This is a genomic window from Haloactinopolyspora alba (genome assembly GCF_003014555.1).
GTDB classification, from domain to species: domain Bacteria; phylum Actinomycetota; class Actinomycetes; order Jiangellales; family Jiangellaceae; genus Haloactinopolyspora; species Haloactinopolyspora alba.
Genome location: NZ_PYGE01000008.1, coordinates 20,448 through 42,652 on the forward strand (window position 1 = coordinate 20,448; position 22,205 = coordinate 42,652).

Annotated in this window: 19 protein-coding genes; 12 read left to right on the forward strand and 7 right to left on the reverse strand. The window is 69.9% G+C overall.

Going from position 1 to position 22,205, the window contains the following annotated elements; genetic code table 11:
* Window positions 1-133 precede the first annotated feature (133 nt).
* From CLV30_RS12345 to CLV30_RS12360, 4 genes are all read left to right on the forward strand, one after another.
* A complete protein-coding gene (locus tag CLV30_RS12345) occupies window positions 134-652 on the forward strand; it encodes a hypothetical protein (protein WP_205740667.1) in 519 nt (172 codons plus the stop codon).
* A 127-nt stretch (window positions 653-779) separates the two neighbouring features.
* Window positions 780-2,042 carry a nucleotide sugar dehydrogenase gene (locus CLV30_RS12350; RefSeq protein WP_106537532.1) on the forward strand — a complete coding sequence of 421 codons (1,263 nt, stop codon included), beginning with the start codon at window positions 780-782 and terminating at the stop codon, window positions 2,040-2,042.
* 53 nt (window positions 2,043-2,095) lie between these two features.
* Window positions 2,096-3,187, forward strand: coding sequence for a glycosyltransferase family 4 protein (locus tag CLV30_RS12355; RefSeq protein ID WP_106537533.1), 1,092 nt, complete (start codon window positions 2,096-2,098; stop codon window positions 3,185-3,187).
* A gap of 78 nt (window positions 3,188-3,265) precedes the next feature.
* Window positions 3,266-4,417 carry a class I SAM-dependent methyltransferase gene (locus CLV30_RS12360; protein ID WP_106537534.1) on the forward strand — a complete coding sequence of 384 codons (1,152 nt, stop codon included), beginning with the start codon at window positions 3,266-3,268 and terminating at the stop codon, window positions 4,415-4,417.
* 50 nt (window positions 4,418-4,467) lie between these two features.
* Here CLV30_RS12360 and CLV30_RS12365 read toward each other — a convergent pair whose 3' ends face one another.
* A complete protein-coding gene (locus tag CLV30_RS12365; RefSeq protein ID WP_240723235.1) occupies window positions 4,468-5,106 on the reverse strand; it encodes a TetR/AcrR family transcriptional regulator in 639 nt (212 codons plus the stop codon).
* Between the two features lie 135 nt (window positions 5,107-5,241).
* Here CLV30_RS12365 and CLV30_RS12370 point away from each other — a divergent pair, with 135 nt between their 5' ends.
* A complete protein-coding gene (locus CLV30_RS12370; RefSeq protein WP_106537535.1) occupies window positions 5,242-6,270 on the forward strand; it encodes an aldo/keto reductase in 1,029 nt (342 codons plus the stop codon).
* Between the two features lie 10 nt (window positions 6,271-6,280).
* Here CLV30_RS12370 and CLV30_RS12375 read toward each other — a convergent pair whose 3' ends face one another.
* A complete protein-coding gene (locus CLV30_RS12375) occupies window positions 6,281-7,150 on the reverse strand; it encodes a helix-turn-helix transcriptional regulator (RefSeq protein ID WP_165358535.1) in 870 nt (289 codons plus the stop codon).
* 185 nt (window positions 7,151-7,335) lie between these two features.
* Between CLV30_RS12375 and CLV30_RS12380 the strand changes: the two genes are divergently transcribed.
* Window positions 7,336-7,644, forward strand: coding sequence for a YciI family protein (locus tag CLV30_RS12380; protein WP_106537537.1), 309 nt, complete (start codon window positions 7,336-7,338; stop codon window positions 7,642-7,644).
* A gap of 27 nt (window positions 7,645-7,671) precedes the next feature.
* Here CLV30_RS12380 and CLV30_RS12385 read toward each other — a convergent pair whose 3' ends face one another.
* Entirely contained in the window at window positions 7,672-8,259 is a 588-nt protein-coding gene (locus CLV30_RS12385; protein ID WP_106537538.1) for a TetR/AcrR family transcriptional regulator, read from the reverse strand.
* A 91-nt stretch (window positions 8,260-8,350) separates the two neighbouring features.
* Here CLV30_RS12385 and CLV30_RS12390 point away from each other — a divergent pair, with 91 nt between their 5' ends.
* Window positions 8,351-9,562 carry an MFS transporter gene (locus CLV30_RS12390; RefSeq protein ID WP_106537539.1) on the forward strand — a complete coding sequence of 404 codons (1,212 nt, stop codon included), beginning with the start codon at window positions 8,351-8,353 and terminating at the stop codon, window positions 9,560-9,562.
* Between the two features lie 50 nt (window positions 9,563-9,612).
* Here the strand turns inward: CLV30_RS12390 and CLV30_RS12395 are convergent, their stop codons facing one another.
* Window positions 9,613-12,477: a glycosyltransferase gene (locus CLV30_RS12395; RefSeq protein ID WP_165358536.1), complete on the reverse strand. Its 2,865-nt coding sequence runs from the start codon at window positions 12,475-12,477 to the stop codon at window positions 9,613-9,615.
* A gap of 416 nt (window positions 12,478-12,893) precedes the next feature.
* Here CLV30_RS12395 and rfbD point away from each other — a divergent pair, with 416 nt between their 5' ends.
* Window positions 12,894-13,748, forward strand: a complete 855-nt coding sequence (rfbD, locus tag CLV30_RS12400; protein WP_106537541.1) for a dTDP-4-dehydrorhamnose reductase — start codon at window positions 12,894-12,896, stop codon at window positions 13,746-13,748.
* 47 nt (window positions 13,749-13,795) lie between these two features.
* Window positions 13,796-14,677 (forward strand): sulfotransferase family protein, encoded by an 882-nt coding sequence (locus CLV30_RS12405; protein ID WP_165358537.1) that lies wholly within the window; start codon window positions 13,796-13,798, stop codon window positions 14,675-14,677.
* 32 nt (window positions 14,678-14,709) lie between these two features.
* On the opposite strand, the gene CLV30_RS12410 is transcribed toward CLV30_RS12405, so the two are convergent.
* Both CLV30_RS12410 and rfbA read right to left on the reverse strand, forming a co-directional pair.
* Entirely contained in the window at window positions 14,710-15,336 is a 627-nt protein-coding gene (locus CLV30_RS12410) for a dTDP-4-dehydrorhamnose 3,5-epimerase family protein (protein WP_240723236.1), read from the reverse strand.
* Window positions 15,333-16,220, reverse strand: coding sequence for a glucose-1-phosphate thymidylyltransferase RfbA (rfbA, locus tag CLV30_RS12415; RefSeq protein ID WP_106537543.1), 888 nt, complete (start codon window positions 16,218-16,220; stop codon window positions 15,333-15,335). Before rfbA ends, CLV30_RS12410 begins: the two co-directional genes overlap by 4 nt.
* A gap of 49 nt (window positions 16,221-16,269) precedes the next feature.
* Between rfbA and rfbB the strand changes: the two genes are divergently transcribed.
* The 3 genes from rfbB to CLV30_RS12430 all read left to right on the forward strand — a co-directional run bounded on the left by rfbB (window position 16,270) and on the right by CLV30_RS12430 (window position 19,962).
* Window positions 16,270-17,253 (forward strand): dTDP-glucose 4,6-dehydratase, encoded by a 984-nt coding sequence (gene rfbB / locus CLV30_RS12420; protein ID WP_106537544.1) that lies wholly within the window; start codon window positions 16,270-16,272, stop codon window positions 17,251-17,253.
* Window positions 17,254-17,329: 76 nt separating this feature from the next.
* Complete coding sequence (locus CLV30_RS12425) at window positions 17,330-17,629, forward strand: nucleotidyltransferase family protein (RefSeq protein ID WP_106537545.1); 300 nt, start codon at window positions 17,330-17,332, stop codon at window positions 17,627-17,629.
* 11 nt (window positions 17,630-17,640) lie between these two features.
* Window positions 17,641-19,962, forward strand: coding sequence for an acetoacetate--CoA ligase (locus tag CLV30_RS12430; RefSeq protein ID WP_106537546.1), 2,322 nt, complete (start codon window positions 17,641-17,643; stop codon window positions 19,960-19,962).
* Here the strand turns inward: CLV30_RS12430 and CLV30_RS12435 are convergent.
* Window positions 19,959-22,163: an FG-GAP-like repeat-containing protein gene (locus tag CLV30_RS12435; RefSeq protein WP_129710938.1), complete on the reverse strand. Its 2,205-nt coding sequence runs from the start codon at window positions 22,161-22,163 to the stop codon at window positions 19,959-19,961. The two genes, CLV30_RS12430 and CLV30_RS12435, sit on opposite strands and share 4 nt — an antisense overlap.
* Window positions 22,164-22,205: the final 42 nt, after the last annotated feature.

Here is a 22,205-nt window from a genome sequence, read left to right on the forward strand (position 1 = left end):
ACCGTTCGCTGTGGCGGCGCGGGCAACCGCTCGTGTCCGCTTTCCGCCGCCGGCGCCCTGCCGTGACACCATCGGCCCTGAGGAGCTTTCGCAGATGCGCGTGTTCGTGTTGTGTACGGGACGATGCGGCTCGGTGACGTTCATCGAGGCGTGTCAGCACATCGACAACTACACCGCCGGGCACGAGACCCGCTTCCGCGAGTACGGGCCGGCACGCTTCGACTACCCGGACGGGCACATCGAGGCGGACAACCGGCTGTCCTGGTTCCTCGGCGGCCTGGGCCGCGCCTTCGGCGCCGATCCGCTCTACGTGCACCTGCGCCGCGACCCCGAACAGGTGGCCCGCAGCTTCGTCGGCCGCTGGAACAAGGGACGGGCGAACATCATGGGCGCGTTCGGGCAGGCCGTGATCCCCGGGCCGTTCCCGCGCCCGGAAGAGCAGCGCCTCGACGTCGCCCGCTTCTACGTCGACACGGTCCGGACCAACATCGAAGCGTTCCTGGCCACCGTGCCGAACACGATGACCGTCGATCTCGAGCACGCGCCCGAACAGTTCCCCGAGTTCTGGCGGCGGATCGGGGCCGAGGGTGACCTCGACGCGGCGCTCGGCGAGTTCGAGCACCGTCACAACGCCGCCCCGGCCGCCGGTTGATCGGTCGGTGAGGACGTGGGCGTCGCCGACCGCCGCCGGCAGGGGTACCTTGGCCGATCCGCCCGGCACCGTGGCAGACTCTCTTCGTTAACGACCATGCATGTCTCGAGCAGCCGGAGATGAATCAGTGTCCGCAGACCTCGCGGTGATCGGGCTCGGCTATGTCGGCCTGCCGCTGGCCCAGGAAGCCAGCCGTGCCGGGCTGTCCGTGCTCGGCTTCGACGTCAGCACCACCGTCGTCGAAGGGCTGAACGCGGGACGCTCGCACGTTGACGACCTCACCGACGACGACATCGCGGCCATCCGCGCCGCGGGTTTCCGCGCCAGCACCGACGAGTCCGACCTCGACGACACCGACACCATCATCATCTGTGTGCCGACGCCGTTGTCCGAGGACGGCGGGCCGGACCTCGACGCCGTGATGGCCGCCGTGGCCACCGTGTCCCGGCACATCGGGCGGGGCAATCTCGTCGTACTCGAGTCCACGACCTATCCGGGCACCACCGACGAGGTCGTGCGCCCGATGCTCGAGGAGTCCGGGCTCGTCGCCGGTAGCGACTTCCACCTGGCGTTCTCGCCCGAGCGCATCGACCCGGGCAACGCCCAGTTCGGCATGCGCAACACCCCGAAGGTCATCGGCGGGCAGACGCGAGCGTGCACCGAGCGCGCCGCGGCGTTCTACCGCCGGTTCGTCGACACCGTCGTCGAGGCGCGGGGCACCCGCGAGGCCGAGACCGCGAAACTGCTCGAGAACACCTACCGGCACGTCAACATCGCGCTGGTCAACGAGATGGCCCGGTTCTGCCACGAACTCGGCATCGACCTGTGGGACGTCATCCGGCTGGCCAAGAGCAAGCCGTTCGGTTTCCAGGCCTTCTACCCCGGGCCGGGCGTCGGCGGGCACTGCATCCCGATCGATCCGAACTACCTCAGCCACAACGTCCGCAGCCGCCTGGGCTACCCGTTCCGCTTCGTCGAGCTGGCACAGGAGATCAACGCCACCATGCCGACGTACGTGGCGCAGCGGGTCCAGAACCTGCTGAACGTCGACGGCAAGGCGGTGAACGGTTCCACCGTGCTGCTGCTCGGCGTCACGTACAAGCCCGACATCGCCGACCAGCGCGAGTCGCCCGCGGTGCCGGTGGCGCGCCGGTTGCTGGCACTGGGCGCCAACCTGGTCTTCCACGACCCGCGGGTGCAGCAGTGGCACGTCGACGACAACGTCCTCGAGTGCGTCCCCGACCTCGAGACCGCGCTGACGCGTGCCGACCTGTCGGTGGTGCTGCAGGGACACGCCGAGTACGACGGCGACCTCATCGCGAAGTCGTCCCCACGGGTCTTCGACACCCGCGGCATCACCCCGAAGTCCGACACCGTGGAGCACATGTGACCACCGGTGGCACGCGCCACCGCCGCCGCGGCCACGGAGAGGGGTAGCCGGTCGTGGACATCCTCGTCGTCACGGTGGTGCACGACCCCGAGGATGCGCGGATCCGGCACCGGCAGATCCGCGCACTGCTCGACGCCGGGCACCGGGTGACCTACGCCGCGCCGTTCACCGCATACCAGCGTCCCGTACCGGACGACGTCGCCACTGTCGAGTTGCCCCGGGCACGCGGCAAGCGCCGCTTGGCCGCCGCCCGCGCGGCCCGGCGGCTGCTGCGCACACGCGGACGCTCGTTCGACGTGACGCTGCTCCACGACCCCGAACTGGTGGTCGCGGCCGCGGGCCTGCGCGTGCCCGGGCTGGTGTGGGACGTGCACGAGGACACCGCCGCGGCCGTCGAGATGAAGACGTGGCTGCCGTCCGCGCTGCGCCCGGCAGCCGCGCGGCTGATCCGCGTGGCCGAGCACTACGCCGAGCGCCGGATGCCGCTGCTGCTGGCGGAGGACTCCTACACCGAACGGTTCCGCGACCCGCACCCGATCGTGCACAACAGCGTCCTCGTCCCCGACTCCGCCGCACCGGCCGCCTCCCCCGAGCCCCGGGTCGTCTATCTCGGCCGGCTGACCCGCCCGCGCGGGGCGCTGGAGCTCGTCGAGCTGGGGCGGCGGCTGGCCCCGGACATCACCGTCGAGGTCATCGGACCGGCCGATGCGGACTGCCGCGACCCGCTGGCGGCCGCACACGACGAGGGCGTCCTGCGCTGGCACGGGTTCCTGCCCAACGACGACGCGCTGGCTCACCTGCCCGGCACGCTCGCCGGGTTGAGCCTGCTGCACGATCAGCCCAACTACGCGCGGTCGCGTCCCACCAAGATCATTGAGTACATGGCACACGGCGTGCCGGTGATCACCACACCGAACCCCAGCTCGGCGGAGCTGGTGGACCGGTACGGGTGCGGGCTGGTCGTGCCGTTCGGGGACGTCGCGGCCGCGGAGTCGCGGATCCGGGCGCTGGCCCGGGACGTCGAGTCGTACCACCGGTATTCCGCCGCCGGCCGGGCTGCCGCCCTGGAGAACTACAGCTGGTCGGCCGAGGCCGACACCTTCGTCCGCACCCTCGAGGAGTTCGCAGCTCACGCTGTACGCTGACCGCCGCGCCGATCGTAGTGTCGGTGCCGTGTCCGGATAGAGTTCGGTCTACCATCCGCCCGACGACGGAGATCGCAGATGTTGCGCGCCGTACGCTCGTTCTTAGGCTCCCGCTGGCCCGTTCTGGGCATGCTCGGCGCGGTCGCCGCCGCGCTTTTCGCGGTATGGGCCCTGATCGACGAAAGCAGCGTCACGCTCGCCGCCATCACGGCGCTGCTCGGCCTGACCCTCGTCAGTCTGGTCATGGTCGGGCGCATCGCCCGGGCCGCCGAGCACCGGGCCAAAGCGGTCGAGCACCGGGCCAAGGCAGTCGAGGCGCAACTGGAGAAGGTCGAGTCCGCCAACCGCACACAGGCGTCGTCCCTGGAGCAGATCAAGCAGGCGCAAGCCGATCCGAACGGCGGCCCGCTCGGCGCGATCGTCGGCGCGCAGCGTCTCGACGCCGCCGTGCGCCACGACGAGCTGGTGGACAGCATCGCCGAGCTCAGCAAGAAGCTGGACACCGTCCACAAGGGCGTCACGACGGGCTTCCACGACGCGTCGATCGCCTCCGAGGCGCAGATGTCGGAGCTGTCCGCGCTGAGCAACCTCTACACGATCTTCGAGCCGTCCGACGAGGTCCCGGTGCTGGGCGGGTTCGCGGCGACACCGCAGACCATCCTGCGGCTGACGTCCCTGGTCATGCATCTGCCCGAAGACGGGCTGGTGGTCGAGTGCGGCAGCGGCTCCTCCACCGTGTGGATGGCCTTCGCCTGCCGGCGCGCCGGGCACGGCCGGGTGGTCGCGCTCGAGCACGACGAACGTTACGCCGAGCAGACCCGGCAGGCTCTCGCCCGGCACAGGCTCGCGGAGTTCGCGGCGGTCCGGGTGGCGGAACTGGAGCCGTTCACACTCGACGAGACCACGTTCGACTGGTACGACCGCAAGCAGTGGGACGACCTCTCCGGTATCGACCTGCTGTTCGTCGACGGGCCCCCGGGCTCGATCGGGCCGCGCTCGCGCTATCCGGCGTTCCCGCTGCTCGCGCCGGCGCTCGCGGACGGCGCCGTGGTCGCGCTGGACGACATCCACCGGGACGCCGAGGCGCGCATCGGCGCCGACTGGCTCGCCGAGGGTGCCGACGGTGTGAGCCTGCACGACGGCGGAATGATCGGCCGCACGCGTCTGCTGACGGTCAACCGCGCCGAGGGTGACGACCGGGCCGAGGGTGACGACCGGGCTGAAAGCTGAGCACCGGACCGCGACCACTGCCGGGACCCGGCAGCGCGGCGCCGGAACCTTCAGGAGCGAGCGCGGCTCGTGTCGGCGCGGTAGCGCAGCCCGTCGACCAGGAGGTCGACCATGCGCCGGCTGTACGCGGCTCCCTTCTCGCTCGAGGGCAGGCACAGGTTGCCGACGGCCTCCAGGATGTCCTGGGCCTCGACGTCCGCGCGGACGTCGCCGGCGGCGTCCGCCGCGTCGAGCAGTGACCCGAGGGCGGGGCCGAGACGCCGCATGAAGTAGTCGGGCAGGTCGTCGAACGCCGGATCGCCCGAGTGCAGGGCTTTGACGAGCCCTCGTTTGGCCGCGAGGAACTCGGTGTAACGGTGCAGCCACTTCTCGAGCGCCACACCTGGCTCGTGCTCGGCCGCCAGCACCGGTGAAGCGTCGGCGCAGGCATCCACCTCGCGCTGAAACACGGCCTTGACCAGGTCCGATCGCTTCGGGAAGTGCCGGTACAGGGTTCCGACTCCGACGCCGGCCAGGTCGGCGATCTCCTTGGCGGGCGCATCCACGCCTGATGTTCCGAACACGGTCTTCGCCGCCTCGAGCAAGGACTCGATGTTGCGTCGCGCGTCTGCGCGCAGCGGACGCGGCGCATGTTCGGGCGCGACCGGACCCGTCGAGTCGGCTCCGGTCGTTGTTGTGCTGTCGGCCACGACACTCCTCCCCTTGCTAACCGGAATACTTTTCCGTATAGTTCTGGAAGAGCGTTCCGCTTATGTCCGAGCATACGGCACCACGGACACGCTCACCACACTCGCCCACCACGCCCAGACCCCGGGAGAACCCGCATGCAGTACCGCACCCTCGGCCGGACCGGCATCAAGGTCAGTCCCTACGCGCTCGGCGCCATGATGTTCGGCGCCGTCGGCAACCCCGACCACGACGACTCGATCAAGATCATCCACAAGGCTCTCGACGCGGGGATCAACGTCATCGACACCGCCGACGTGTACTCGCACGGCGAGTCGGAGGAGATCGTGGGCAAGGCCCTCAGCGGGCGCCGCGACGACGTCGTGCTCGCCACCAAGGCACGGCTCCCGATGGGCGAGGACCCGAACCACCAGGGCGCCTCCAGGCGCTGGCTGACGCGTGCCCTGGAAGACTCGCTGCGGCGCCTGCAGACCGACCACGTCGACCTGTTCCAGATGCAGCGCCCGGACCCCGACACCGACGTCGAGGAGACCCTCTCGGCGCTGACCGACCTGGTGCGCGCCGGCAAGGTCCGGGCTGTCGGCATCTCGTCGCTGCCCGCGTCGGACATCGTCCGGTCGCACTGGGTCGCCGAGCGGCGCGGCCTCACCCGGTTCCGCACCGAGCAGCCGCCGTACTCGATCCTCACCCGCGGCATCGAGCGCGAGGTACTGCCGGTGGCCCAGGAGTTCGGCATGGGCACCCTGGTGTACAGCCCGCTCGCCGGCGGCCTGCTGACCGGCCGGTACCGCAAGGACCAGCAGAACGCTACACACCGGTCCCAGTTCGGCTTCCAGCACCTGAAGGACGAGAGCCGGCTCGACGTGGTCGAGCAGCTCATCCCGGTGGCCCGGGACGCGGGCATGCCGCTGACCCACCTGGCCATGGCCTTCGCGATCGCCCATCCCGGCGTCACGTCCGCGATCGTCGGCCCGCGGACCATGGACCACCTGGACGACCTGCTCGCCGGCGTCGACGTCACGCTGACCGACGAGATGCTCGACCGCATCGACGAGATCGGCCCGCCGGGAACCGACGTCGGCCGGCTGGACATGGCCTACGACCCACCGGCCGTCACGCAGGCGCGGCTGCGCCGGCGCCCGGCCGACGAGCGCTCGGCCGCCTGAGCCCTGCCACTCACGCCGGTCCGGTCGACGGCTGCGCCGGACGGCTCGCGCTGTCCGCGGTCCGCGCCGCGAGCAGGGCGAGCCTTTCGGCCGAGGGCGATCCTGGTTGCGGCGTGTACAGCGCGACGTACTGGTCGGCCTCCTGCGGGATGACCAACGACTGGTACGACAGCTCGAACTCTCCGACCGCGTCGTGATGAACGCGCTTGGTGAACGCCCCCGGCCCGGAGAGTTGGTGTTCGGTCCAGTACGAGACGAACTCCGCTGAGCCGACGGTCAGCTCGTCGATCAGTGCGTGCACCGCCGTGTCCCCGGATCGTGTCGCCGCGGTCCGCAGACTCGACGCCAGCTCGCGGGCCGACTCCTCCCGGTCGAGGAACGTTCGATGCGACTCGGGCCGGAGGAAGAGCCATCTGGCGAGGTTGCGCCGGCTCGGCGGCATGTCCAGCAGCCCCTCGAGGAGCACGCCGGCCATCGTGTTGACGGCGAGCACGTCGAGCATCGAGTTGTGCACCAGCGCGGGAGTCGGGCGGAGCGCTTCGATCATCGAACGAGTCCGCGCCGACACCACCTGCGCCTGCGATCGAGGGCTGGACTTCGCGTCCGTACGGGTGAGTCTGCGCAGGTGTTCTCGTTCGATGTCGTCCAGCCGCAGCGCCGTCGCGAGCGCGTCGACGACCTGGTCGGACACGTTGCGCGCCCGTCCCTGCTCGAGGCGGGCGTAGTAGTCCACGCTGATCCCGGCGACGAGCGCGAGCTCCTCGCGGCGTAGCCCCGCGGTCCGGCGGCCGACGGCCTGCCAGTCCAGTCCGACGTCCGCGGGCTCCAACCGGGAACGGCGCGACCGGAGAAACTCCCGCAACTCGTCGGACCGGTCCATGTCCCCCAGTATGCGCGCGGCCGATGCAGCCGGGGCGCCGGAAACGGGTACTGCTGGACCCAGGTCCGGCGGACCCCGGGCCGCTGGACCGCGTCCGATCAGTGCCTCGCTTCGTGGTCGGCGGCGGCGTTGACTGTGCCGGGTGAGAGCAGCCCATCTCATCTCAGCGACGAAGGAGCTTCCGCATGACCACGACATTCGCCCTCATGTACACCTACACCGACGACGTGGCGCTTCAGGACGAACATCGCTCCGCCCACATCGACTACCTGCGCCGCCTCGTGGACGACGGCCTGCTGGTCGCGTCCGGCCCGTGGGGGCCCGACGACGCCCGCGGCGGCCTGCTGGTCTACCGCGCCGAGGACCGAGCGGCCGTGCAGGCGATCGTCGACGGCGACCCGTTCGTGACCAACGGCGTGGTCGCCGAGGCCCGGATCCGCGAGTGGGTGCCGCTGCTCGGTCCTGCCGCGGGCGCGTTGACCAGCCAGGCGTGACCGGCCACTCCGAGGGGCGGAGCGCACTCAGGGCGCCCGGGCCACGCGGCGTGCGGCCTCCACCACCGCCGCGCGCCGCCTGGCGTGCTCCTCCTCGGTGGGCTCCCCCGTGAACATCCGGGCGACCTGTGGCACCGCGGACCACCACCCGGCGAGCGACAGCACGAGAAAGATCAGGTGGTCCGCGTCGATCGACGTGGTGACCGCACCGCGACGTTGAGCGTCGCTGACGGCGGCGGACTTGGCCGCGTAGTACTCGCGGCGCAGCGCCTCGTCAGGGACCTCGCCGTCGAAGGCGAGTCCCTCCCAGCGCATCAGCCGGTTCAACTCCGGGCGCTCGCGGTGGTAGTCGTACACCCGGCCGGCGTAGTCGCCGACATCCACGGCCGCGAACGACTCCACCGGCACCGCCTGCGCGACCGTCGCGAGCTCGTCGCGCAGCACCCGGCGGAAGAGATCACGCTTGCCGCCGAAGTAGTTGTACACCCGCTCCTTGTTCGCGCCCGCGGTCGTCGCGATCCGCTCGATCGTGGTGCCGTCCGGCCCGTACCGGGCGAACTCGGACGCCGCCGCCTCCAGGATCCTGCGCTTGGTGCCTTCGGTGTCCCACGCCACTGGATCGAACCCCACTTCCAACGCAAGCGTTGCTCATCTGCCCGTACGGTACTACAGTCAAATCCAACCACAACGTTGGAGATGGTGTTCGATGTCCCAGACCGCAGAAGACGCCCGGCTCAGCCGCACAGCCGCCGGCACGGACCCACCGCCGGGCACAGGGACGGTCGCGCTGCTCGTGGCCACCGCGATGGTGGTGCTCACCCAGCTCTACGCCGCAATCCCGCTGCTCGGCCCCGTGGGCGAAGATCTCGGCGGCGACGTCACGTTCGCGCTCGCGTCCTGCTTCAGCCTCTGCTACGCCGTGGGCTTCCTGACCTGGGGGCCGCTCGCGGATCAGTACGGGCACAAGCGGGCGATGGCGATCGGTGTGTCGGTGCTCGCCGTGGCGACGATCGGCTGTGCATTCGCCCCGTCCACGGACTGGCTCGCCGTCTGGCGCGGCGTACAGGGCCTCGCGGCCGCCAGTTTCGCTCCGGCCGCCGTCGCCTATTTCGCGGAGGCGTTGCCACCGTCAAGGCGCCCGGCCGCCATCGGCGCGCTGTCGATCGCGCTCCTCGCGTCCGGGATCGTCGGCCAGGTGCTGGCCTCGTGGGCGGCGGTGACGGTCGGCTGGCCGTGGCTGTTCCTCGCAAGCGCGATCGCGTTGGCGGCCGCGGGCGCCGCGATCGCCCGTAGCGTGCGGCAACCGGCCCGGAACGCACCGCGCGGGCACGTCGGCCACCGGTTCGTGGCGGTCGCCCGGGTGGCAACCCGCCGGTCGGTGCAGTTGCTGTGCGCCGCGAACGCGACGTTGCTGCTGTCCTTCGTCGGCATGTACACCGCGCTGGGCCCGCATCTGGACACGCTCGGCCTGGACGAGTCCGGAGTCCTCTGGCTGCGGCTGGTGGGACTTCCCGGAATGTTCGCCGCGCTGTTCGCGGGCCGGCTCGCGCTGCGCTGGGGCACCGCCGGGGCGGCACGCATCGGGTTCACCGTCGCGGCTTACGGTCTTGCCGGTGAGGCCGTGATGTCAGGGTCGTTGGCCGGTGTGTGCGTGGCCAGCCTGGTCTTCGTCACCGGGGTGGCCATCGTCGTGCCGTCGATGCTGACGCTCTTCGTCGAGGCCGCGGCGCCGGACCGCGCGGGTGGCATCGGACTCAACGGATTCGTGATGTTCCTCGGCGCCAGCCTCGGCCCGATCGTCGCCACCGCGACCACGAACTTCACCGTCCTGCTGCTGGCCCTCGCCGGACTCCTGGCTGTGGCGGCATGGTGTATCGCCACAGCCACGAAGTTCGCACCGTCGGGTGCGCGGCCATGACTCGCGATCCGGGCGTGAGGTGGGCCCTTCCGCCTCGTGCGGTAGGACGTTCAACCGACCCGCGCAATGCCCTTCTCCGCCCGCAGCTTGTCGACCGTGTCGACCAGGGTCCCGGCCCGGGCGTCGAACGAGTGCTCCTGGCGAACCCGCTCCGACAGAGCCTCCCGCGCCGCGGCACGCTCAGGTGTCTCGGCGAGTTGGATTGCCACCGCCTCGGCCAGTTCGTCCGCTGTCCGGTAGGTAGGGATGACGTCACCGAAGACGTCGGCCACACCCGGCACATCGTCGGTGATGGCACGCGCTCCGCAGGCGGCCAGATCGAACAATCGGTTCGACAGCAACCCCTCGTCCTTCATGTCGTCCCAATGGTCGTTCAACACGACGCCTGCGGCGACATACGTGGCCGCCAACCGCTCGTTGGGCAGGTACTCCGCCTTCCACAAGCCCTCGGGCAGCAGGCCGTCCCAGCGCGCGCCGTACACTGCCGGGGCTATGCCGGCCTCGAGCGAGGCGGTCACCGACGCGCGACCGCGGCCCGCAAAGCCGCGGGCGTTGCCGACGAAGAGCACATCATGACGCCGGGTCTCGTCCGGCGCCACCGGACGGAACCGGTATCGGTCGGTGCACTGCAGCAACGGCTGGACGTCCGTGCCCATCTCGGTACGCAGGCGGTCGGCCAGACTCGCCGACGCAGCGAAAACCGCGTCGTACATGCCGAGTTCGCGTTTGGTGACCCGCTCCGGATGGCTGATGATCCAGGACAGGTTGATCTGTTGCGGATTCACCCGGTAGGCGCTCAAACCGCGTAGTACGAGCGTGACGTCGTCAAGCCGCGACGTTGGGCGGTACCAAGCGCGCTTCGCGTCGATCACCACTTCATGCCCCAGGCGCTCCAGTGCCTGCTTCAGCCCTATGGCGAAATGCCAGTCACCCCAGTTGAACCGGGTCGGCACGTCCTCGGCGCCGATCTTCAACGCCCACCGCAGCGGCCGCTGCGGCCGGTCGTGCACGACAATCGGGTCGAATCCCCAGTGCGTGTTAGCCGCGCCGTCGTACCCGATGATGGCGTACCCTCCGTCGCGCCACACCTGGATGTCGTCCTGCGGCACGGCGTCGCGCCACCGGCCGGTGAAGTGCTCCTGGTTGTCCACGGCCTGAAGCGCCGCCGAAGGCTTCCGCTTGCGCTGCGGCATGACCGAGAGCGCCACCACACTCTCTGCGACGTAGCGCAGCTCACCGCCGGTCTCGTGGGCCAGCCTGAGGCTGAGATCGGGGTTGTCCATGTCGTTGACGAACAACGGGTCGAAGCCGCGCACCCTGGTGAAGTCGGCCGCGCGCACCGCCATCACGTTCGACGACAGCGCCGCAGGGGCGGTCGAGCGCACCGCCTCGGGACCGTCACCCGGGAACTGGCGGTAGCGGTTGTGCGGTAGCGCTCCACGCGCGAACGACACTCCGGCGGACCACACGGTGCCGTCGACCGCCAGCAACCGAGGCTGCGTGGCCACGACGCCGGCGTCACGCAACGGCTCGACCAGCGGGCCGAGCCAGCCGGGTTCGACCCAGGTGTCGGGCGGGATGAACACGACCAGTTCCCCGCTCGAGTACGCGACCCCGACAGACTGTGCGAGCTCGCGCGAGATGCGCAGCGACAGGCGAACGACCCTCACCTGCGGGAAGCGCACCATCAGGTGCTGCAGCCGGATGGCCTCGGCTTCGTCCGTCTTGGCATCGATCACGACGATCTCGATGTCGCGCTCTGTCACCTCGAGCAGCCGTTCCACCGTTGCGGCGATGCTTCGGGCATCGGAAGGCGCGTGCACGATGACCGATACCGAGCCTGGCTGCCGCTCACCCAGCCCGGACGCGACGTTCTCCCAGTCGATCATGTGCTTGCCGAGGATGACGTAGCGGTAACCGAACAGCTCGTTGATGGTGATCCGGTCGCTGCGCTGTTCCCATGCGTTATAGCGAGTGGCAATGAATGGCGCATGGGCGAAATCGGTGACTTCGGACATCCGGACGAACAGATCCCAGTCGACATTTCGCCGCAGTTGTTCGTCGAACCCGCCGACCTCGTCGAGCAGGGATCGTTCGTGCAGCACGACGATGCAGTCGATGAAGTTGCGCTCCCGCAGCGCAGCTGAGTTGAACGGCAACGAGCGATACCCGCGCCGCCCGTTCTCCTTCTCTTCCACCAACTCCGAGGCCGCGTAGGCGAACCGGACCCGGCGTGTGCGAACGAAGGCGACCATGACCTCGAGGAAGTCAGGGAACCAGGTGTTGTCGGAGTCGAGGTAGGCGACGTAATCGCCGCGGATGCGCTCGAGCCCGGCGTTGCGGGCCACCGACACCCCGCCGGCGCGCTCCCGCCGCACCAGCTCGATGCGATCGTCGTCGAGGAAAGGCTCGAGCGCTTCCGCCGTGTCGTCGGTACTGCCGTCGTCGACGACGACGAGTTGCCAATTCGAGTAGGTCTGCGCGACTACCGACTCGATCGCGGCTACGACACCGCGAGCGCGGTCCTTGGTAGGGATGACCACGGACACCAGCGGCCGCTGCTCACCGTTGCGCCGGTACTCGTCGAGAACCTCGCGCTTGAATGCCTCCGCGGCGGAATGATCGAACGTCTCGCTGGTGCGGGGTAGACCTTCGTAGCCCTCGGTCTCGCGCAGCAACGCGCATGTCCGCCGGGTGAAGTCAGCAAGCGGTGGACCATCGACGTCGCCGAACCTCTTCCGGTAGGCGTCGTTGTCGAAGTCGGCACTCGGCCTCGCACCGGACTTCCACGCCACCGAGAGATAATGGCCGAGCGGCCCGCCACGGTACGCCGCGGCGTCGGGGTACTCGGCGACGTAGTACGTGGGGTCGAAGAGGGGATGCGGCGGGAGCCCGCGGGCGATCCCCCGGTTCACGTAGTGGATGAACGGAGCGACGTCCAGAGATCGCGGGGTCCGAGGGTGGTCGCGGTACCACGCAGAGCTGAAGCACGGGTTCGGCGATATGTCCGTACCGGCACCTACCGTCACGTAATGGTCGACGAGGTCAGTACCCGACGGGATCGAACCGTCGAACTGCTCCCGGTACCACTTGGGATCGAACAACCCACTCTGACGGATCGAGCTGACGATCCGGCGACGTCGAAGGACGTCATCGACATAACCCTTCGGCAATGCTCGCCGGGCCAGGCGCCGAAGCGTGGCCATGGGTGCCCTCATGCAACTCTCCTCGGAAACGACCGTGTACCCAGGTCCTTCCCGACCCAAGTGCACCGGTATCTTATAGCGTCTCGACCCCGACCGAACGTTCGTTGGCGACTTGGAGTTTCTCGATGCTGTGGTTGGTCACCGGCGCCGGCGGGATGCTCGGCCGGGACCTGTGCGCGATACTCGGCGAACGCGGCGAGGACGTCACCGCCGCCAGGCACGGTGAAATGGACATCACGGACGCTGCAACCGTCGACGCGGCCGTGCACGGGTACGACGTCGTCGTCAATGCCGCCGCCTACACCGACGTGGATGGGGCCGAACGCGATGTCGAGACCGCTCGGGCCGTGAACACCACCGGTGCTTCGCTGCTCGCCACCGCGTGCGCGCGCCACCGCGTCAGACTCGTACACATCTCCACCGACTACGTGTTCGACGGCATGGCCACCACCCCGTACCGCACGGACGCGCCGACGGCTCCGCGCTCGATCTACGGGCAGACCAAGCTCGCGGGCGAGCAGGCGGTGCTCGCGGACCATCCGAACGGCGCGACGGTCGTCCGCACGGCGTGGTTGTACGGCCGGCACGGCCGGAACTTCGTCACGACCATGGCGCGACTCGCTCGCGAACGCGACCATGTCGACGTCGTCACCGACCAGCGCGGCCAGCCCACGTGGTCGCATGACGTCGCCGTCCGCATCGCCGACCTCGTCGAGGCCGACGCGCCGACGGGGATCTACCATGCGACCAACACTGGACAGACTACCTGGTACGGCCTGGCCCGTGCCGTGTTCTCCCAACTCGGGCTCGATCCGGACAGAGTCCGCGAGACCACGACCGACAACTTCCCCAGCCTCGCTCCGCGGCCCGCCTACTCCGTGCTGGACCACGACGGATGGCGACGCGCCGGGCTCGGCCCGATGCGCGCGTGGGAGGCTGCGTTCGCCGCCGCGGCGCCGGTCGTGCTGGCCGACTTCTGATGGCGGGATCCGCCGGGCCTCCCGGAGCGTCGGCTATGGTTACGCGCATGTTCTTCCGGCGACGCCGTTCCACGCAGTCCGAGCCTGTTTTCGTTGGCGGGACCGGTCGCAGCGGAACCACCGTCATAGCACGGCTGATCGGGAAACACTCCAGATATCACCTGATCCCGATCGAGGCCCGGTTCCACTGCGAAGCCGGCGGACTGCCGAGCGTCATCGCAGGGAAGATGTCGATCGAGGACTTCCGCGATCGACTGGTCGGCCACTACTTCGAACGCACGGCCAGCAACGGCGGCAGCCGCGGTTTACACCTGGCCGACGTGCACCGTGAAGACATGGAGCGCGCCGTCGACAGGTTCGTCAAGAAGTTCGGGTCCGGCTCGAGCGCGGCCGCGCGTGACCTGATGTCCACGATCTTCGACCCCGTGGCCGAGCGTGCCGGGGCAACGGCGTGGGTCGAGATGACACCACCGAACGTCGAGCAGCAGGCACTGCTCGAGAGCATGTTCCCGTCGTCGAAGACGATCCACATCGTGCGTGACGGGCGTGACGTCGCCGTGTCCGTCGCATCGAAGCCGTGGGGCCCGAACGACCCGTTCAAGGCGCTGCAGTGGTGGGGCGAGCGGTTACGTGCCGCCGAGTTGAACGCCCCGTCAGACGGCTACACCCTTCTCGTGGGGTTCGAGGCGCTCATCGCCAACGACCGCGAGCGCCAGTTCGATCGGGTCTGCGAGTTCCTCGACATCACCCCGGAGGACACCATGCGCGAGTTCTTCGCCGAGTCCATGACGCCCACGCGCGCCAAGGTGGGCCGCTGGCGTGCGGACATACCCGAAGCCGAACACGAGCAGTTCGAGGAAACCTACCGTGCAGTAGTGGACAAGCTGCACGCCGACGGCGTGACCTCGGCCGCCGTCCTCTCGACCTGAGGGCGTACCGGGTTCGATCGTGCCGCTCGGGTTCAGCCCGCGAGGCTGCGGCGGTAGGCCCGCACGGTGTCGTGCCGCGGCAACAACCCCGAGGCCCGCGCCTGAGCCAGCGTCGGCGCCTGCCGGTCCTTCTCCGACAGGAACGGCGCGATCGGCGCACCGGTACGGTCGTGCGCCGGCCACTCGATGCCCAGCGCCGGGTCCAGCGGGTCGATACCGTGCTCGCGGCCCGGTGCGTACGGCGCCGAGCACAGGTAAGTCACCGCCGACGCGTCCGCCAGCGACATGAACGCGTGCCCGAGACCCTCGGAGACGTACACCGCCCGCCGGTCGACGTCGTCGAGCAGCACTGACGCCGTCAGCCCGAACGTGGGTGAGCCGACCCGGATGTCGACGACCACGTCCAGCACGGCGCCGCTCACACAGGTGACGTACTTCGCCTGGCTCGGCGGGACGTCGGCGAAATGCACGCCGCGCAGTACACCGGCGGCCGACACCGACACGTTCGTCTGCACCACGTCGAGACGGTGTCCCACGTACGGCTCCAGCAGGTCGCCGCGGAACGACTCGAGGAACGCTCCCCGGTCGTCGCTGAACACACGCGGTGTCACGGCCCAGGCGCCCTCGACCGGCAGCGCCTCGATCAGCGGTGCGTTCACGACGGGCCGACCTCCACCCGCTCGGTCTTCAGTAGTTCCACCAGGTAGTCACCGTAGCCGGACTTCGCCAGCCGGTCGCCGCGCTCGCGCAGCTGCTCGTCGTCGATGAACCCCATCCGCCAGGCCACCTCCTCCGGGCAGCCGATCTTCTGGCCCTGCCGGGCCTCGATCACCCGGACGTAGTCGCCCGCGGCCATCAGGGTGTCGAACGTCCCGGTGTCCAGCCACGCGGTACCGCGGGGAAGCACCTCGACGCCCAGCATGCCGCGCTCGAGGTAGGTCCGGTTGACGTCGGTGATCTCGTACTCCCCGCGGGCGGAGGGGCGCAGCCCGCGGGCGATCTCGACGACGTCGCTGTCGTAGAAGTACAGCCCCGGCACCGCGTAGCTGCTGCGCGGAACGGACGGCTTCTCCTCCAGGCTGATCGCCTGGCCCCACGCGTCGAACTCGACCACGCCGTAGGCCGTCGGGTCCGAGACGTGGTGCGCGAAGACCAGCCCGCCCTCGACGGTCGAGTACCGGCCGAGCTGGGTGCCGAGGCCCGCGCCGTAGAAGATGTTGTCACCCAGCACGAGCGCGACGTTGTCGTCACCGACGAAGTCGGCCCCGATCACGAACGCCTGCGCGAGCCCGTTCGGCGCCGGCTGTTCGGCGAACGACACCGACAGCCCGAACTGCGACCCGTCCCCCAGCAGCGCCTCGAACTGCGCCCGGTCCTGCGGCGTGGTGATGACGAGGATGTCGCGCACACCCGCGAGCATGAGCGTCGTCAGTGGATAGTAGATCATCGGCTTGTCGTACACCGGCAACAGTTGCTTGCTCACAGCGACGGTCAACGGATGCAGACGGGTGCCCGATCCTCCCGCCAGGATGATTCCTCGCATGAGCGCTTACGATAGCCGCGCGGAAACAGGACTATCGAGGAAGGGCTCGATGCGGGTTCTCGTCACCGGCGGAGCCGGTTTCATCGGATCGCACTACGTCCGTCAGGCGCTGTCCGACGCGTACCCCGGGCTGACCGACGCGGACGTCGTCGTCCTGGACAAGCTCACGTACGCGGGCAACCCGGCGAACCTCGCCCCGGTCGAGGACGATCCCCGCTACACGTTCGTCAAGGGCGACATCCTCGACACCGCGCTGGTCGACGAGCTCGTCTCGTCCTGCGACCAGGTGGTGCACTTCGCCGCCGAGAGCCACGTCGACCGGTCCATCGCCGGCGGCGCCGACTTCGTCCAGACCAACGTGGTGGGCACGCACACGCTGCTGGACGCGGCACGCCGGCACGGCGTCGACCGGTTCGTGCACGTGTCCACCGACGAGGTCTACGGCACCATCGAGTCCGGGTCGTGGACCGAGGACCACGTCCTCGAGCCGAACTCGCCGTACAGCGCCAGCAAGGCCAGCAGCGACCTGGTCGCGCTGGCCTACCACCGCACTCACGGCGTACCAGTCTCGGTCACCCGCTGTTCCAACAACTACGGCCCGTACCAGTACCCGGAGAAGGTCGTCCCGCTGTTCGTCACGAACCTGCTGGACGGCCTGCAGGTGCCGCTGTACGGCGACGGGCTCAACGTCCGCGACTGGCTGCACGTCGACGACCACTGCGCGGGCGTCGAGCTGGTCCGCGGCGGCGGCCGCTCCGGCGAGATCTACAACATCGGCGGCGGCCGCGAGCTGACGAACTCCGAGCTCACCGGCCTTCTGCTGGACGCGTGCGGCGTCGGCTGGGAGATGGTCCGCTACGTCGAGGACCGGCTCGCGCACGACCGCAGGTACTCCGTCGACGACGGCAAGATCCGGCGCGAGCTGGGCTACCGGCCACGGCAGACGTTCGAGGACGGCCTCGCCTCCACCGTGGCCTGGTACCGCGACCAGCGCGCCTGGTGGGAGCCGCTGAAGTCCGGCTCGACCCGCTGAACGACTGCAGCCGGTGACGCAGACTTGATCGCCTGCGGCTGTGGCCTGCTGCTGGGCGTCGCGGTACCTTGCTGTCATGGGAAGCATCCCCGAAGTCGACCGTGACCGCCTCGCCGAGATCTGCGAACGCTACGGCGTGGCCGAGCTCGACGTGTTCGGCTCGGTCGCACGCGGCGACGACACTCCGCAGAGCGATATCGACCTGCTCTACGTGCTGCGCCCGGATGCGAAGCTCGGCTGGGCGATCGAGGACCTCAACGACGAGCTCGACGAACTCTTCGGCCGCCACGTGGACCTGATCTCGAAGCGATACATCAATCGCCGCCTGCGCGCGAGCATTCTGGCCGAGGCCCGTCTCATGTACGCCGCCGCCTGATCGCCCCGTCCATGCAGCAGCGCGACGTACTCCACCTCGACAAGATGATCGAGGCCGCGGCGACGGCAATCCGCATCTGTGACGAGTCGAGCGTCGAAGAGCTCGAGTCCCACACCGACCGACGTGGTTCACTCTTCTGGAACTTCATGGTTCTCGGCGAGGCAGCGCGGCAAGTATCCGAGGAGGTGAAGTCTCGGTTCCCGGAACTTCAGTGGCGTCAGCCGATTCGGCTGCGGAATCGGGTCGTTCACGGCTACTGGGACGTCGACCTCGAGATTCTGCATCAGACTGCCACCGCGGCCCTCCCGGAGTTCAAGGCCGACATTCAGCGGATCCGCGACCTCCTGGATGCGGACACCTCCTCGGCAGATCGGGCCGAAGTCATCTGGCGGCCCGATCCGAGCCGGGTCGCCGCCAGCCGGATCAGCCGCTTCCGCGGGTGGCTGCGCGAGCGAGGTAGCACCGACACCGGCAGCTACGACGAGCTGTGGCGCTGGTCCGTCGACGAACCCGCCGCGTTCTGGGGTGCTGTGGCCGACTTCTTCGAGGTCGCGTTCCACGACCCGCCGGAGGCCGTGCTGCCCGAGCCGGTCATGCCCGGCACCCGATGGTTCCCCGGCGCCACCCTGAACTACGCCGAGCAGGCCCTGCGCGCCGGCGACGACACCGCGCTTGCCGTCGTGTACCGGCGTGAGGACGGACTGCGCCAGCAACTGACCTACGGGCAGCTCCGCCGGAGAGTCGCGGCGGCACGCGCCGGCCTCGCCGCGCACGGCGTCGGCCGCGGCGACCGGGTCGCGGCAGTCGTGCCGAACACCCCGGACGCGCTGGTCGCGTTCCTCGCCACCGCGAGCCTCGGCGCAGTGTGGTCGTCGTGCTCTCCGGACTTCGGCACGCGCGCCGTCGCCGACCGGTTCACCCAGATCGAGCCGACGGTACTCATCGCGGTCGACAGCTATCGGTACAACGGGCGCGTATTCGACGTGACCCCGACGGTCGACGCTCTGCGCGCGGAGCTTCCGTCGGTGAAGTCCACCATGATCATCGGCACTTCCCGGGCTATGTGGCCGGAAAGTGCCGATGATCATCGGACGGTGGGCTGGGCGGAGCTACTGCAGGACCACGACGGGGCACCCCTCGAGTTCACGCCGGTGCCGTTCGAGCACCCGCTGTGGGTGCTGTACTCGTCGGGCACGACCGGGCTGCCAAAAGGCATCGTGCACGGGCACGGCGGCATCGTCCTCGAGCACCTCAAGACCATGGCGCTGCACTTCGACGCGGGCCCGGGCGAGCGCTTCTTCTGGTACACCACCACCGGCTGGATGATGTGGAACTTCCTGGTCTCCGGCCTGCTCACCGGCTCGACCGTGGTGCTGTACGACGGCAGCCCGTCGCATCCGGACCTGCACGCGCTGTGGCGGATGGCTGCCGAGGAGGACGTGTCCGTGTTCGGCACCTCGGCGCCGTTCGTGCAGGCGTGCCTCAAGGACGACGTGACGCTGGACCCGGACGCGTTCGCGTCACTGCGCACCGTCGGATCGACCGGTGCGCCACTGACCGCGGACGGGTTCCGCTGGCTGGGAGCGCAGCTCGGTCCCGACGTCCAGATCGCCAGCTTCTCCGGGGGCACCGACCTGTGCACCGGATTCCTCGGGCCCGCTCCGGACGTTCCGGTGTGGCTGGGCGAGCTGTCCCGCCCCGCGCTCGGCGCCGCCGTCGCCGCCTACGACGAGCAGGGCCGGCCCGTCGCCGACGAGGTCGGCGAACTGGTGCTGACCCGGCCGATGCCCTCCATGCCGGTCGCGTTCTGGAACGACCCGGACGGTACCCGGCTGCATGACGCGTACTTCGCCGACTTCCCCGGGGTGTGGCGCCACGGCGACTGGGTCACCGCGACCGCACACGGCTCCGCCATCATCCACGGGCGCAGCGACTCCACCCTCAACCGCGGCGGCGTCCGGATGGGCACGGCCGAGTTCTACCGCGTCACCGAAGGACACCCCGGCGTCGACGACTCGCTGGTCATCGACACGTCCGGCCATGGGAACGGCGACGGCGAGCTGCTGTGCTTCCTGGTGCTCGCCGAGAGCGCCGCGCCGCAGGACGTCGAGGCCGACCTGCGACGCGCGTTACGCACCGAGCTGTCGCCGCGGCACGTGCCCGACCGGTTCCTCCGGGTCGACGCGGTACCCCGCACGCTGAACGGGAAGAAGTGCGAGGTGCCGGTGAAGAAGATCCTCGCCGGCGCCGACCCGGACACGGCCGTGAGCCGCGAGGCGTTGCGCAACCCGGACGCGCTCGACGAGTTCGTCGCGCTCGCCGACCGCGGCTAGACGATCCGGTTGTACCCGCCCCACCGCCCGGCCAGGCGCTGCTTGTTGATGAACCCGCCGCGGCCGTCGCCGCGGAACAACGCCAGTTCGTCACCGCGGCGGCCCACCAGGTCGGCGCGGCCGTCGTCGTCCACGTCCCCCGCGGCGACGAGCTGGTAGCGATCCCAGCCCGTCGAACCGATCAGCCGAGCCGGCCGGAACGCGCCGTCCCCGCGGCCCCGGTACAGCCACAGCGAGCCGTCCGAGCGACGCCGGGCCACGACGTCCGGGATGCGGTCACCGTTCCAGTCACCCACGACCATGATGGCGCTCATCCCGGCCCATCCGGTGCCGACGCGACGAGGCTGGGCGAAGGTGATGCCGTTCGCACGGCGCGGGTACAGCCACAGCGACCCGTCCGAACGCCGGCGAGCCAGCAGGTCGGGCCGGCCGTTGCCGTCGAAGTCCCCCGCACCGACGATCGCGTTGATGCCCTGCCAGCCCCAGCCGATCTGGCGCTTGGAACCGAGGTTTCCGTTGTCGGCACTCGGATACAGCCACAGCGAGCCATCGCTCTTCCGCCGGGCGACCAGGTCGTCGATGCCGTCGCCGTTCCAGTCGCCGGGCGTCGCCAGCCCGTCCATCCGGTGCCAGCCCGAGCCCGCCCGCCGGGGCGCGGCGTACCCGTCGCCGTTTCCCTTCGCCAGGTACAGCCTGCCGGCGCGCGTCGTGGCGAGCAACTCCGGGCGCCAGTTGACGTTGAGGTCACGTCCCGGAACCAGCTCCATGGCCGCTATGGTGCCCCGCCGGATCTGGTCCAGCCGCCGGTACAACTCGTGTCCGGGACAGGCCGTCGCCGAGACGTCCCGGTGCCCGGCGATCGCCGGCAGCCGGCCCTGCTCGTAGCGGACCCGTCGCCGCGGGTCGACGCGGTGCACGGCGAACTTCCAGCCGAACAGCTCCTGGTAAGCACGGCGCATGCGCATGGTCGGAACGGTGCCGGTGTACGTGCCGATGGCCGCCATCCCGAACGCCTGGTCGTTGTACCGGTACGTGTGCGCGCCGATGACCGGCCTGCCGATGCCGCCGTAACGGCCCTCCCAGATCCGTCCGAACCGGTCGACCAGGAAGTTGTACCCGATGTCTTTCCAGCCGCGGGACTGGACGTGGTAGCGGTAGATCGACCGGATGATGCGCGGCACCCGCGACCGGGAGTACCGCGACGTGTTCACTGTGTGGTGCACGAACGCGCCGCGGATCTCGCCGTAGTCCGGCGGGTCCCCCCGCAGGGACTCGTCGGCTCCCCACGCCGCACGCGACCGGATCCTCGGCCGCGGCACACGAGCACCTGCGACCGCCGCTCCCTGCGCCGCCTCCTGCGTCGACGCCGTGGGGGCGTCCGACACGCTCGCCGGGTCGTCGCCCGGCGCGACGAGGTCGAGGCGCAGGCTGTCCGGAACCGCTCCGTCGGGCGCGTCGACGCGCACCTGAACGGCGTCGGACCGCTCGACGATCAGCGGGTCGGTCCCGTGCCGCGTTCCCGGCTCGGTCGTGCCCGGCGTCGTCGGGCCGGACGCGGTCGGGCCGGACGCGTTCCCGGCGCCCTGGTCGGGCGTGTGGTTGGGGGCATGGTCCGCCCCGCCGGGCAGCTCGTACCACGACGACCACGTGCCCTCGCTTCGAGTTCGCACCCACGCGGTGATCTCGGCGTCGCCCTTCCAGGTGAGAGCGGCGAGCTCGAACGGCTCGACCTCGAGTTTCCGCGTGCGCACCACGGGCCGTCCGGCGTCCCGGGTCCTCGATCCGGTGTCGTCCCACGGAGCGGCCGGCATCGCGGGCAGATCGCCGAGACCTTCCGCCCGCGCCCGCAGGCCGACGGTCTGCAGCCCTTGGCCGGCCCGACGCGGCCCGGCCGTCGGCGTGGCCGGTGGCGGCGCCGTCGACGTGGCCGGTGGCGGCGCCGTCGGCGTGGCCGATGTCGGGGCTGTCGAACCGTGCGACACCGAGCCGTCCGGTGCGGTCGGCGTCCTCTCGGGTGCGCTCGGCGTCGTGGCCGGCGCCCCCTGCCCCGACGACGGCGTCGTGGCCGGCGCCCGGGTCTCGGAAGAATCCGGGGCCGTGCCGGAGGGGTCGGGCGCCGCCAGAGTCGGCGGTGCGCTCCCGAGCCCCGCGACGACCAAAGCCGTCACCAAGCCGCTCGGAATCACAGATCTGGTGCGCATGCCGACTCCCCTCTCCGCCGCGCCCGAGAAACACCATCAGTC